The following is a 14,441-nucleotide window of genomic DNA, read 5'->3' as shown; positions in this document are numbered from 1 at the left end:
TAAATATGAAATATTTTATCTTGTATAAGATGCATAATTTGTATATCTACTATCTTTGCAATGTGTATTTATACATCTATCATCAACATAATCTTCATTGCATCCACAATTATTACTATGATTGTGTCCATGATTATGATCTCCTCCACATTCTTGATTATTACAATCACAATCATTTTGATTATAGTTAGTAACTACTGGCTCATATCTTCTACAAGGATCATATTTACCATGTCCATTTGGATTTCTATTATCAGACGCACACGCATTACAATTTCCACCATTAGTCTTTACAACTTTTTCTGGACCTGTAACTGCTTTATTAATTATTATCTTATAACATTCATTTTCTAAATTCTCGCATACATCAAATTGATAAAAGCCTTCACAATCTGTTATTGTATGAGCTATTCCTTCGTAATATTTTCTATTTCCTTGACAAACAACTCTAACTAACTTAACTAAGCTATTTGGGACTGGCTCCCCATTACAATTTAAAACTTGACCCCAAATTCTCTTAGAATTAAATTCATCAACCTTTATATCCGCTCTTATTTCTGCACTATTATCGCATCTATCAACATGAATATCTATTGAATTACCTAAAACACCATTTGAATAATTATTTTTCATAAAATAACCCCTCTCTTTAATTTGTTTTTGCTATTATTAAAAATACTATATTAACTATTGCCATTCTCTCATTTATAGCATCTGCATCTAAATTTTCTATAACACTTTTAATTTCAACATATTGATTATCTATATAATCTTCCGGAAGTATTAAAAATGTACTAAACGGAATTGTACAATGTGAAGAATGTATAGGCTGAGTTTCTAATGCAGCAGTGTACTCAATAATTACATTTAAATGCCCATGAATTATTAATTTTTTACCACTTAATTTTTGTCCTTCATTTGATTCTGCCTTAATTGTATTTATTACATAACTATCATCAATAACTACACCAACCTCAACATCATTTATTTCTTCTATATCTGGCTTTTCTAAAGGTATTGTACAATTTTTACTTAAACAAAGTTGTTTAAATGAAACTATTTGAACTGATATTATAACTTCTGCAATATTACTAAATTTTCTACCAGTTACTCCATCTGGAAGTACATAATCATATTCTGCAAATGCATTATTTACTATAAATCCTGAACAAGTTCCGCCTTTAACTTTAACTTTATAATCTACAATTACACTTTCACCTTTAGGCAATCCACCTATATTTACTCCATTTTCAATATTTACATCATTAACTGTAACTCCATTTACTTTAAAAGAACCTGCTATTAATTCAGTTGGAGAATTTATAACATCCTTCAGTACTATATTTAAAATATCTATTGTTCCTTTATTTTGTATAACTAATCTATAGCTTATTATATCGTTTAACATAACCTCTTCTTTATCTGCTGTCTTAGTTATATAAAGATCCGCAATTTCAACTAATATTTGATTTTCATTACTATCTTGAACTGCTATTTTATTAATACCATCATCTGGATCTATATAGTTAAACGTAACTGTTGATTTATTAGTTATTAAATTTCCACTTTTACTAACTATTTCAGCTTTAAAAGTTACTATAATTTCAGAACCAATGCCTAGGTTACCAACATTAACTCCAGTTAAAACATTTCCAGTAGGAATATTAATATTTCCTACATACACGCTTCCTTCTACGAAATTTAGATCTGGACTCAGTAAATCTTTTATGTTAATTTGATTTATTATTACTCCAGTTGTATTTATTATTTTTATCGAATAAGTAACTACATCTGAAACTACAGCTTCACTAAAATTGCTTAGTTTTTCAACCGTCAATGGATTTATCATTTTCATCCCCCAATTCTTTTAAAACTAAATCTTTTTAACGTCAACTAAAAGCATTACACATTTATGAATACTCCTATTGTCTAACATTCTCGCCTGGACACACTCTACATACGGAGTAATACTTAATTTAGATTTTTTGTATAAATTACAAACAAATTCATCATCAATTTTTTCAGGTAGTATAACAAATAAATTTTTAATTGTTTCATAATGAGCTGCATGAACTGACTGCGTACATCTATCTGCTACATAAGTTATTTTTTCTTTTATTCTAAGCTTTACAACTAATTTCCAACCAGTTAAATTTTGACCTTCATTTGATAATCCTTTTTCCGTTTTTATAAGCTTACTATCTTCTACTGATATACTTACAAGAGGCTTTAACATTCTTTCCATATTAGGTTTCTTTTCAGGTAGTATTAGTACCTCATTAATTATCTCTTCTTTAAAATATTTAACTTCTTCTGGTAATGATTGGTTTGGTGAATAATCACTTCTAAATGTCATAAAAATACCTCCTTTAACATAGGTCTGCTACAGTAAGTAATGTTACATTTCCAAAAAGGCATCTACTATCTTGCTTTCTTACATAAACATCTTCTACATATATCTCTGGTGATACTACACTAAACCCTTTAAACGTAAGAGGAAGTACTACATATTCACAAAATGGTATTACTACATGAAAACTGTGCATACTTTGCTCTGGTTCATCAGCAACATAAAATATTTTTAGAATGATATCTCCCATAACTAAAAGCTTATTACCTGTAATTTCTTGCCCTTCTTCAGATATTCCAACAGGCGTTTTTACAACTTTGTATTTTACTACCTCTTTTTTTATAGAAACTTTTACTACTTGTTCAATATCTGGTTTTTCTTTTGGTACACATAAATTGACATCAATAGTAGTTTGCTTAAAAGTTGTAGTTTCTTTTAATGGGCATACTTCATCTTCATAAGCATCTATTCCTTGATATTCAATTAAATTTCTAACAAAATTATCCATACATTTCCTCCTTATTAAACTTAGCCTTACATTTAAACTATGAAAACTAAAATAATTTGCTATATTTTTTTATTTATCACCCCTGTGTAAAATAATTAATTGCATAAAAATAAGAGGAAAAATTATATTTTATAATTTCTCCTCTTATTTATATTTTTTTAAACTCTATATTATGCAGTTTATAAATATCTAATTTAATTTAGTTATTTTAAAAGTTCAATTTTATTTAAATTATTTTGTAAATGACCTAAACTTTTCATCAATAAATTCTTTAGAACTTTTAATATCTGCTCTAAAATCTCCACTTCCAGTGTACCAAAATTCAGTTACAAATCTTCTAACACCCATATCTAAAGATGCTTTAATTATATTCTCAAAATTTACATGACCTGTTCCAAATGGAATTTCTCTAAACTTTCCTTGAACGGTTTCTTTAAGATGAACAGCTGCAATATGTCCTACTCCACTTCTTAAATCTGCTATTTCATCTGTTCCATATGTTTTAGCAGCATTTTTTATATTACCGCAATCTGGATATACTTGAAGGTATGGTGAATTAATTGTATCTACATACTTCATAGCCTTCCCTACAGTATTCATAAACTCAGTTTCCATTGTTTCAAATGCTAATATAACACCTGATCTTGCTGCCATGTTAACTGCTATTTTTAAATTTTCTAAAAATAGCCTCTTAGTCTCTTCATTTCCTTGTTCATAATAGACATCATAACCTGCAAGTTGTATTATTCTAATTCCTAAATCATCTGCAAGCTTTATAGCTTTCTCCATTATTTTCATTCCACGTTCTCTTGTCTCTTTATCTAAACTTCCAAGAGGATACTTTCTATGTCCACTAAGGCACATAGTTCTTATAGGAACAGCTACCTCATACATTAGATTAACAAGGGCCCATCTCTCTTCCTTAGTCATATCTAATCTCTTAAGTTTTTCATCAGTTTCATCTATACTAATCTCAACAAAGTCATAATTATTATCTCTTGCACACTCAAGCTTCTCTCTCCATGACAAAGTGCTTGGCATTGCTTTTTCATATAGTCCAATATAATATTCCTTCATATGCTATCTCTCCTTAAAGTTTAACTACATTTATCCTTCTGCTTGTCCATAATATGCATTTGGTCCATGCTTTCTATTAAAATGTTTATTTAGTAAATCATCTGATATTGAATCAACTTTCTTATTTGCAAGAATTTCTGTATTGTATGCCATCATTGCAACTTCTTCTAAAACTACTGCATTATGAACTGCCTCATTAGCATCTTTTCCCCATGTGAAAGGTCCATGATTTTTCACAAGCACTGCTGGAATACGATCAGGATTTATTCCATTAAATCTTTCAATTATAACTGTTCCAGTATTATATTCGTAATTTCCTTCTATTTCATTTTGTCTCATATCTCTCGTACATGGAATCTCATCTGCAAAGTAATCTGCTTGAGTTGTTCCATAAGGTTTAATCCCCTTCCCAGCTTGTGCAAATATTGTTGCCCATCTTGAATGAGTATGTACAACTCCACCAATATTTTTAAATTCTTTATATAATTTAATATGAGTATCTGTATCTGATGATGGCTTATAATTACCTTCAACAACATTACCATCTAAATCTACTACTACCATATCTTCTGGTTTCATAACATCGTACTCTACACCTGATGGCTTAATTACTATTAACCCCTTTTCTCTATCTATTGAAGAAACATTTCCCCAAGTAAAAGTAACTAAATTATATTTTGGAAGAAGCATATTTGCATCATAAACTTCTTTTTTTAACTTTTCTAACATAGTAAAACCTCCTTAATATATTAATAAAACCTTTTAATTAAGGCAGAAGCCTACCTTTATAGACTCCTACCTTACTACTTAAAATTTATTATTTTATTCTGTTACAATATATAGAGCAGCTTGTCCAAGTTCTCTATTTGCAGATATTATAATATCTCTATCTTCTTCATTTATAACTGCAACATTACTAGGACCTACCCCTGATTCAATAACTTCTGTCTTAAATGTTAAGTTATCTTTATCTGTACATTGAACATAGAATAAATCTTTATCATTTCTTCTATATCCACCTATTATTGTAGGAACTCCTCTAAGTTTTCCACCCCATACAACATGTCCAAAGTCCATCTCTTTTGGGTATTCATATATAATCTTATACTCATCGCCATATTTTTTATTAATTCTAAAATGTTTTCCGTGGAATTCTTCAATTGTAACTAATTCATCTTCTCCATCACAATCAATATCAACTACAGCTACATCACTTGTTGGTCTATCCATTATTTGCATAACAGTCCACTCATCATCTTTATTTTGAGGTGGAGTTACTCTAAATATTCCTTCTTCAGATGTAACTAATCCAACCATCTTACCTTCAAATTCACTTCTGCAATAACCATGGTTTTTAGTTAACCCTTCTTTAATTACTTTAAGCTCTATCTTTTCATTTAAATCTTCTGGAATTTCTCCAACATATATCTTACCTGGATCGCTCCAATCTTCTTTACATTTTTTGCTGTTACATAATACAGCTCCTAAGAAGTATAATTTCCCATTAGCTTCTAAAATATCAAATCTATGAAGGTATGGTAGTTTAAATAAAGTTTTTATCTCCCATTTACCATCAACAAATTTACCCCATACTATTTCAGCATCTTCAGATTGGAATGTTGGGAAAAATCTTTGTACTGCAAGGAAATCTCCGTTCTTTCCTGGAACTGCTATTATAGACATCGTTCCACCAGGACCATCCCAAACTGTTGACTGTTTAAAGTCTTCTCCTTCATACATGAAGCACTTACCTTCACCTTCTGTTGCGATAAGTATTTTTCTATCTCCATCTATAACTGTACTACTAGTTGCATAACATCTATGTAAATCAGTTAGAAATTTCTTTTCGATCTTCATATTAAAGCCTCCCTAATCTAAAACTATTTGTTTACTATATTCTCAACTATTTTTTCCTCTATTTCTTTTTCTGATAAAAGATTTCTAAGTCCTATAATTATAGTTCCTGAAGATTCTGCCTTTGCAAAATTCTTCTTAAGAGCTTCTGAACAAAATACTACATCATATCCTGATGCTTGAGTTTTTGCTTCACCAATACTAGTGTGATGTATTGATACTGGTATATTTAACTTTTTAAAAATCTTCTCTATTTTCATTTTAATTATTTGGCTTGAACCCATCCCATTTCCACATGCTGCTATTACTTTTAACATAATAATCTCCTCCTAAAATAAATTCTCTATTTATTTGAATTTTCTACTTAACAATATTTATTAAGCACTTTTCTTTTCTGCTTCTTTATCTTCTAAATATCCTTCGTAATCTTCAACTATCTTGAAGTAACCTCTCTTATCTTTTCTGTATTGTAATTGTGGTATTAGAAGCATTCCAATTATTACAACTGCAACACCTACATATCCTAAATTGTTCATTATAACTCCAATTACTGGCCATAATGTGTCCCAGTCAAAGTTACCATGCCATCCACCATATTGAGCTAATCCAAAGTAGAATGCTGCAAATGCTCCACCTAGTACTTGGATTACTCCTGATACGAATGGAATTATCATTGCTGCTTTAAGTCCACCCTTTTTATTAGCAAATACTGCAAAGGTAGCATTATCAAAGAATAGCGGTACGAATCCTGTTATTATAAGTACTGGACTTTTAAATACTACAAGACCTATAATTGCTATAAATTGTCCTATAGCTCCAAATAAGAATCCTATTGTAACTGCATTTGGATGACCGAATCCATAAGTTGCCGCACAATCTACTGCTGGCACTGATCCTGGAAGTAATTTATTTGAAATACCTTGGAATGATTCTGTAAGTTCTGCAACGAACATTCTAACTCCAAGTTGTAATATACTTAAGTAAACTGCAAAGTTAAGTGATTTTTCTAATATGTAGAACACAAAGTTTGTATTTGAATCAAATCCTTTGTCTATTGTATGCATTAAGTCTGGTCCTAAAATTCCCATTATTGTACCGAAGAATAACACCATTAATATTCCTGTTGCTACAACGTTATCACTAAAGATTGATAAAAATCCTGGAAGCTCTAAATCTTCAATACTCTTTTTACTATTACCTATTTTTCCTGCTACTTTATCAGTAAGCCATATACCAAACATTTGTTGGTGACCAACTGCAAATCCTCCACCTTCTGTAAGCTCTTGACAAGGCTCTACAGTTAGATTTGAGAATACTGCCCAGTAAGTTCCAAGTAATAGTCCAAGCATACATACTACTCCCATATCCGCTAGTTGTGGGAAGCAGAAGAATACAAGCCATAAAGCTGTTGCTGATTGTTGTACCATTACGTGACCTGTTATAAATACAGTACGAACTTTTGTTATTTTGCGAAGTAGTACTAATACTAAATTAAACATAAATGCTACAAGTAAAACTACCATCATCATTGAGAATGATCTTCCGATACTTCCAATAGCTTCTTGAGCTGCCGTTTGTCCAAAGTATGGATCTATAACTGCTGCTTGAAGATCAAAACGATCTTTAAGCCCTGCAAGTATTGGTCTGAAATTGCTAACAAGTCCACTTGCTGCAACATTTAAAATTAAATAACCAACTGTTGCCTTTATAAAACCTGCTACAGCTTCGTAAATTGGCCTCTTAAGTAATAAGTATCCTATTAAAACAATAAAACCTATGAAGAATGCCGGTTTAGTAAGAATGTTGTTTTGGAAAAACTCCCAAATTGAAATTAAAAAATCCATAAAATTTATCCTCCCTTTTCTATTTGTTTTTCACAATTTTAAGTATGGGATTCTCATTCCTTATTATTAAACTTCAAATAATAAGGAATAAGAAAATTTCTATAATATATCTTTTAAATCGTCTATATTTTGGGCTTTTAATAATTTTTCTACAACTTCTTCATCCGATATAAGTTCTACCATGTTTGCAAGATTTTGAAGATGTATATCGTTGTCTGTTGATGCTAGCACAAAAAATAATTGTGCATCTTCTGCTTCATCATCACTGAATTTTACAGGAGTATTCGTTTTCATAAAACACATTGATGTTTCATTAACCCCATGACCTTCTTGTGCGTGAGGTATTGCAATTTTCGGTGCAATTACTATATATGGTCCATATTTCTTAATGCTCTCTATTATTAAATCTGGATATTCTTTCTCTATTGCATTTTGCTCTTCTAAGGGAGCGCATGCAGCTCTCACTGCATCCTCCCAATTATCAAAGCCTTCATGAAAAGAATATCTCTTTTTTTCGATTAACTCTTTTAACATAACTTAAGACACCTCAGCTTTTCTAAATTCTTATAAGAATGAATTGTATGGTAAGTTTATATCAACTTCAAAGCAGTCATCAAAACCTCTTGGATAATGATACTCTCTCTTATCCTTATCTTCTGGGAATGTAAACTTTCCACCAACTTGCCATATAAATGGTTTAAATTTATATTGTAGTCTATCTTTTTTCATATCATATAATGCTAATATTTCATGAGTATCTGCTTGGAAGTTTGACCATATATCATGGTGGAATGGTATAACAACTTCTGTATTAAGTGCTTCTCCCATTCTTAAAATATCAACTGATGTCATCTTATCTGTAATTCCTCTTGGATTTTCTCCATATGAACCAAGTGCTACATCAATTTTATGTTCATTTCCATGTTTTGCATAGAAGTTTGAGTAGTGAGAATCTCCACTATGATAAAGATTTCCACCAGGTGTTTTAACTAAATAGTTAACTGCTTTATAATCCATATCAACTGGCATCTTTCCTCTTAAGTCTCCTTCTGGTGGAGCTGTTATTAATGCTGTTCTATCAAATGATTCTAATGCTTCAAGTTCTACATCTTTAATTTTTATTATGTCTCCAGGCTTTACTACTATACATCTCTCTGCTGGAACTCCCCATCCTATCCATTTATCAACACAAGCTTGTGGTCCAATGAACGGAACATCGTTTTTACAATTTTTAAGTACTGCAGCTGCTACATTAACATCTATGTGATCATTATGATCATGTGTTGAAATTACTGCATCAATTTCTTTTATTGCAAATGGATCTAATACAAATGGTGCTACTCTTAAGTTAGGTTGTAACTTCTTACCTCCACACATTCTAGCCATTTGATGCTCTGGATTTATGTAAGGATTTGTTTTCGTTTTCTTACCACTTCCACACCAAAAATCTATGCAAAGGTTTGCATTACCTTCAGTTTTAACCCATATTCCTGTACATCCAAGCCACCACATAGAAAATGTTCCTGGTTTTACTACTTCCCCTTCTATTTCTTCATTTAACCAAGTTCCCCATTCTGGAAAAGTATTTAATACCCATGACTCTCTTGTTATTTCATTTACTGTACTCATATTATAATCCTCCTCTTTTTACCTTTTGTTCTTTTTGAACGTTTTGATTTATTTAAAAGTTCTTTTAATCATTTATTGATTTTATTATAGCTTGTATATGTTTACTTTTCAAGTATTTTTTGATTATTTTTTCTTAAAAATTCATTTTTACACTTTTTATAGTTATTTTATGTTCATTGTGTTCGTTTTTTTCGCTTTATTTTATATATTTAATTGATTTTATCATTTTTTTTATATACAATTACAATATGAAGATTTTTTGATTGTATAAAATTATCATTTTGTCTGTTTTAATATAATTTTCATTAGTTTATCTAATAATATGTAAAATAAATATATAAATTTCTTTATATAAGAACTTTATAAGAAGTATCTATATAATTTGTTACATTTTAAAGGATACTCACTACTTAAATGGAATATTTAACTATGTGGATGCTATAGAACTTTAAGGAGGATACTAAATTGAAAAACGCAAAAGGCTTTGTTTTCAAAAGACAACAGGCCATAATCAAATACTTAAAAGAACATAAAAGTGCAAAAACTGAGGATTTAGCTGAGCTTTTAAACACATCAAATATAACAATACGAAGAGATTTTCAAAATCTTGAAAATGAGGGTGTAATTAAAAGACGTTACGGCGGAGCTGTTCTAATTGAAGGCGCATTAAGCGAAGATCCTTATTATAATGACTCAAATGATGAAAGACAAAGAAATAAAGAAGCTATCGCAAAGAAAGCTGCTGAGTTTATAGAGGATGGCGATAGTATATTTATAAATTCAAGCTCTACTGCAATTAAGATTTTAGAATATCTTGAAGATAAGCGAGTTGTCGTAATTACAAACAACGGTAAAGTTTTAAGCATGAACCTTTCACCTAAAGTAGAAGTTATTTTAACTGGTGGTGAAGTTTATGGTAGAAAACAATCTATGGTCGGTGATATAGCAACACAAATAATTTCAAAAATAACAGCTACTAAGTGCTTCTTAGGTGTTAGTGGAATAACTGCACACTCAGGTATAAGCACATCTGTATTACAAGAAACTACTATTAATATGAAGATGCTTGAAAATTGTAATGGACCAACTTTCGTTCTTACTGATAGTTCAAAAATTGGTCGTCATCATAATTTTTCTAGTGGTGATATTGATAAAATCAATTATGTTATAACAGATTCTAAAGCAGATACTAACGAAATACACCATTTAGAAGAAAAAGGTGTGGAAGTTATATTTACTACTGAATAAAATTAGAGGCTAATTGCATTATAACCCTATATTATTCCTAGGTTTAGCAATTAGCCTCTAACAAGTTATTTTTTTAATTTAACTATTTATTTTCTATCTTTTTTATATTCCAAATATCTTTAGCATATTCAAGTATTGTTCTATCTGATGAAAATGTTCCTGAGTTACATACATTTAGAAATGCCTTCTTAGCCCATCCCATTTTATCACTATATGCTTTAAATACTTTATCTTCTTCTTCTTTAAAGCTTTCAAAATCAGCTAATAAGAAGTATTGGTCTCCCTCTTCAACTAATGAATTATATAAATCTCTGAAAAGACCTGTATTAGAATCATCAAAAGTTCCATCTATTAATGAATCAACAACTCTTTTTAATCCTACATTATTGTAGTAATAATTTTGAGAATTATAGTTTCCTTTTAACTTTTCTATCTCTTCTACAGTTAATCCAAATATAAAGTTATTTTCATCACCTGATGCATTTACTATTTCAACATTTGCTCCATCCATAGTACCAAAAGTAGGTGCACCATTTAACATGAATTTCATATTACCTGTTCCTGATGCTTCCTTACCTGCTGTTGATATTTGCTTTGATACATCAGCTGCTGGGAATAATTTTTCTGCATATGAAACTCTATAATTCTCAACAAATACAACTTTTATCTTACCATTAATTGATTCATCATTATTTATAAGATTTGCAACTTCATTAGTAAATTTAATTATAGCCTTAGCTCTTCTATATCCTGGGAAAGCTTTTGCCCCAAATATAAATGTAGTATTTTCTATTTCCATATTTGGATTTTCCTTTAATCTATTATAAAGATCTAGTACATATAATGTATTTAAAAGTTGTCTCTTATACTCATGAAGTCTCTTTATTTGAATATCAAATATTGAGTTTGGATCAATTTCTATTCCTTGTGTTTCTTTTATATAATTTGCAAGTTCAACTTTCTTTTCATGTTTTATTTCCATAAATCTGTTTAAAACTTTATCATCATCCTTGTACTTTTCTAAAGTTTTAAGCTTTTCTAAATTAGTAACCCAAGATTCATCTCCAATAAGCTCTGTAATTAAATCAGACAACTGTCTATTACAAAGTCTAATCCATCTTCTTGGAGTTATACCATTTGTCTTGTTTTGGAACTTATCTTTGTATAATTTATACCAATTGTTAAGTTCTATTTCTTTTAAGATGTCAGTATGAAGCTTTGCAACACCATTTACTGCAAACCCTATATGAATTGCAAGGTTTGCCATTCTAGCTACCCCATCTTTAACTATTTTAAATTCTTCTATTTCACCTTCAGAATAACCTTTTTCTTTAAGTTCAACTATAAATCTATTATCTATTTCTTGAATTATTTCAAATATTCTTGGGAACAGTTCTAAAATTAAGTTAACATCCCACTTTTCAAGTGCTTCTGCAAGTATAGTATGGTTTGTATATGCAAATACTGTTTTTGAAATATTTATAGCCTCATCAAGACCTACTCCATGTTCCTCAGTTAAAATTCTTATAAATTCTGGTATAGCAAGTACTGGATGAGTATCGTTTAATTGAACTGCATGGTATCTTCCAAACTCATTAAAGTTTTCTCCATGAAGTGCAACGTGACTTCTTACTATATCTTTAAGTGATGCACTTACTAGGAAGTATTGCTGTTTTAATCTTAATAGCTTTCCTTCTTTTTTATCATCATTTGGATATAATACTCTACTTATATCATCAGCTTTATTTTTTTGTTCTACAGCTTTAGCATAATCGCCATCATTAAACGCATTAAAATCAAATTCTTCTGTAGACTCACATTTCCAAAGTCTTAAAGTATTTATATTTTTACTTTTGTATCCTATAATTGGCGTATCGTATGGTACTGCCTTTACTGTCATTTGGTTAAAATTTACTAAAACAGTTTCTTTTTCTTTTCTAATACTCCATGGATCTCCATGTGTTAACCAGTTATCTGCACATTCATATTGGTATCCATTTTCAAAGTATTGTTTAAATAATCCGTTTGAATACCTTATTCCATAACCTCTAAGTGGTATTTCCATAGCTGCAGCTGAATCCATAAAACAAGCTGCAAGTCTTCCAAGACCACCATTTCCAAGGGCTGCATCCTCTTCCCCTTCTTCTATTTCATTTATATCAATATTTAATTCCTTTAATAATCCTTCTACCTCTTCATAAATTCCAAGGTTTATTAAATTATTTCCAAGAGCTCTTCCCATTAAATACTCTGCTGAAAAGTAGTAAGCTTGTTTTTCTTTTTCATATATATTAGTAGTTTCATTCCAATTATCTACTATCATTCCCATTAATACTGATGAAAGGCTTGAGAATATCTCACCATTATCTGCTTTTTCTAATGACACACCATATTTTATTTTTAGTTCTCTCTCAATACTATTTTTTAATTCAATTTTATTCATATTTATTAAACCCTCCCGTATAACTTACTTAAGTCATATAGTCTTTTTGATAAATCTTTATTTAAAATACCTTTTTTCATTCTCCATTGCCAGTTTCCACCAAGCGTTGATGGAATATTCATTCTAGCTTCTGAATCTAATTCTAATAAATCTTGCATTGTAGCAATACTTATATTACTAACTGAACTCCAAATTCCTCTTATAAATCCAAAGCTTATTCCTTCTTCTTTATTAAGTTTTAAATATTCTATTGCTTTTTCTCTTTCTTCCTCTGATGCATTATTAAACCATCCAAGTACAGTATCATTATCATGAGTTCCAGTATAAGCTATTGTATTTCTAGTGTAATTGTGTGGCAAATCTGTACTATCTTCTCCACCAAAGGCAAACTGTAATACTTTCATACCTGGAAAACCAGTTGCATTTCTAAACTGTATTACTTCTTCAGTCATGAACCCTAAATCCTCTGCTATTACATTTACATTACCTAAGTCCTTTTTTATGGCATCAAATAGTTTAATTCCTGGACCCTTTGTCCACACTCCAAACTCTGCTGTTTTATCACCAAAAGGTATTTCATAATAACTTTCAAAACCTCTAAAGTGATCAATTCTAATAACATCATAAATCTTTAAGCTCTCTTTAATTCTAAGAACCCACCATTTGTACTCATCTTTATCAAGTTCATCCCAGTCATAAATAGGATTACCCCATAACTGCCCTGTTAATGCAAAGGAATCCGGTGGACATCCTGCTACAACTTTAAGTTTATTGTCTTTATCTACTTTAAACATATTAGGATTACTCCACATATCAGCACTATCATCTGCAACATATATTGGAAGGTCTCCTATTATTTCAATACCTTTATCATTTGCATAACTTTTAAGTAAGTTCCATTGTTTAAAGAATTCATATTGAAGGAAGTTATAATATTCTATTCTATCTTTAAGCTCTTCCTTGTACTTCATTAATGATTCTTCTTTTCTACTTACTATATTAAAATCATCCCATTCTCTCCATGACTTTAAATTAAACTTTTCTTTTATTGCCATGTAAGAACTATAGTCTTCAAGCCATACTTCATTTTCCTTTTTAAATATTTCGAAATCTGATTCCTTCTTATTTTTGAAATTTTCATAAGCAATATTTAATATTTTATTTCTTAATTCAAATATTAAGGAATAATCTACTACCTCTTCATTATTACCAAAATTTACATTTTTATAATCTATTTCATTTAAAAGTTCTTCTTTTTTTAAAATATCTAAATCTATAAAATTAGGATTTCCTGCAAATGCTGAAAAGCATTGGTATGGTGAATCCCCATAACTAGTATGCCCAAGAGGTAGTATCTGCCAATATTTTTGACCTGCCTCTACTAAAAAATCTACAAATTCATATGCCTCTTTTCCTACGGAACCGATTCCAAATTCTCCAGGAAGAGAGGAGATATGCATTAATACTCCACTACTTCTTTTATTCATT

The 14,441-nt window shown here is 30.0% G+C and carries 14 protein-coding genes; 1 reads left to right on the top strand and 13 read right to left on the bottom strand.

Features of this window, described 5'->3' with window-relative positions; genetic code table 11:
* Positions 1-15 precede the first annotated feature (15 nt).
* The 11 genes from RSF37_RS01990 to ulaG all read right to left on the bottom strand — a co-directional run bounded on the left by RSF37_RS01990 (position 16) and on the right by ulaG (position 9,262).
* A complete protein-coding gene (locus tag RSF37_RS01990; protein ID WP_332562702.1) occupies positions 16-633 on the bottom strand; it encodes a hypothetical protein in 618 nt (205 codons plus the stop codon).
* Positions 634-649: 16 nt separating this feature from the next.
* The gene (locus RSF37_RS01985) at positions 650-1,849 is read right to left on the bottom strand and encodes an SPOCS domain-containing protein (RefSeq protein WP_332562701.1); all 1,200 of its coding nucleotides are present in this window, start codon (positions 1,847-1,849) and stop codon (positions 650-652) included.
* A gap of 24 nt (positions 1,850-1,873) precedes the next feature.
* Entirely contained in the window at positions 1,874-2,356 is a 483-nt protein-coding gene (locus RSF37_RS01980) for a hypothetical protein (protein WP_332562700.1), read from the bottom strand.
* A 13-nt stretch (positions 2,357-2,369) separates the two neighbouring features.
* Complete coding sequence (locus tag RSF37_RS01975) at positions 2,370-2,858, bottom strand: DUF3794 domain-containing protein (RefSeq protein WP_332562699.1); 489 nt, start codon at positions 2,856-2,858, stop codon at positions 2,370-2,372.
* A gap of 231 nt (positions 2,859-3,089) precedes the next feature.
* A complete protein-coding gene (locus RSF37_RS01970; protein ID WP_332562698.1) occupies positions 3,090-3,935 on the bottom strand; it encodes an L-ribulose-5-phosphate 3-epimerase in 846 nt (281 codons plus the stop codon).
* Positions 3,936-3,965: 30 nt separating this feature from the next.
* Positions 3,966-4,664, bottom strand: coding sequence for an L-ribulose-5-phosphate 4-epimerase (locus RSF37_RS01965; protein ID WP_332562697.1), 699 nt, complete (start codon positions 4,662-4,664; stop codon positions 3,966-3,968).
* A gap of 93 nt (positions 4,665-4,757) precedes the next feature.
* Entirely contained in the window at positions 4,758-5,792 is a 1,035-nt protein-coding gene (locus RSF37_RS01960; protein ID WP_332562696.1) for a hypothetical protein, read from the bottom strand.
* 23 nt (positions 5,793-5,815) lie between these two features.
* Positions 5,816-6,106, bottom strand: a complete 291-nt coding sequence (locus RSF37_RS01955) for a PTS sugar transporter subunit IIB (protein ID WP_332562695.1) — start codon at positions 6,104-6,106, stop codon at positions 5,816-5,818.
* 60 nt (positions 6,107-6,166) lie between these two features.
* Positions 6,167-7,633 (bottom strand): PTS ascorbate transporter subunit IIC, encoded by a 1,467-nt coding sequence (locus tag RSF37_RS01950; protein WP_332562694.1) that lies wholly within the window; start codon positions 7,631-7,633, stop codon positions 6,167-6,169.
* Positions 7,634-7,732: 99 nt separating this feature from the next.
* Positions 7,733-8,167: a PTS sugar transporter subunit IIA gene (locus RSF37_RS01945; RefSeq protein WP_332562693.1), complete on the bottom strand. Its 435-nt coding sequence runs from the start codon at positions 8,165-8,167 to the stop codon at positions 7,733-7,735.
* Positions 8,168-8,197: 30 nt separating this feature from the next.
* Complete coding sequence (gene ulaG, locus RSF37_RS01940) at positions 8,198-9,262, bottom strand: L-ascorbate 6-phosphate lactonase (protein WP_332562692.1); 1,065 nt, start codon at positions 9,260-9,262, stop codon at positions 8,198-8,200.
* 465 nt (positions 9,263-9,727) lie between these two features.
* On the opposite strand from ulaG, the gene RSF37_RS01935 reads away from it, so the two are divergent.
* Positions 9,728-10,510 carry a DeoR/GlpR family DNA-binding transcription regulator gene (locus RSF37_RS01935; protein ID WP_332562691.1) on the top strand — a complete coding sequence of 261 codons (783 nt, stop codon included), beginning with the start codon at positions 9,728-9,730 and terminating at the stop codon, positions 10,508-10,510.
* 82 nt (positions 10,511-10,592) lie between these two features.
* Here the strand turns inward: RSF37_RS01935 and RSF37_RS01930 are convergent, their stop codons facing one another.
* Positions 10,593-12,953 (bottom strand): glycogen/starch/alpha-glucan phosphorylase, encoded by a 2,361-nt coding sequence (locus RSF37_RS01930; protein ID WP_332562690.1) that lies wholly within the window; start codon positions 12,951-12,953, stop codon positions 10,593-10,595.
* Between the two features lie 5 nt (positions 12,954-12,958).
* On the bottom strand, positions 12,959-14,440 hold the full coding sequence (malQ, locus tag RSF37_RS01925; protein WP_332562689.1) for a 4-alpha-glucanotransferase: 1,482 nt from the start codon (positions 14,438-14,440) through the stop codon (positions 12,959-12,961).
* Position 14,441 lies beyond the last annotated feature (1 nt).

Origin of the sequence: Clostridium sp. (genome assembly GCF_036643715.1) — a bacterium.
Lineage (GTDB): Bacteria > Bacillota > Clostridia > Clostridiales > Clostridiaceae > Clostridium.
Note: the sequence above shows the minus strand (reverse complement) of the source record. Positions and strands in the feature narration are given on the sequence as shown.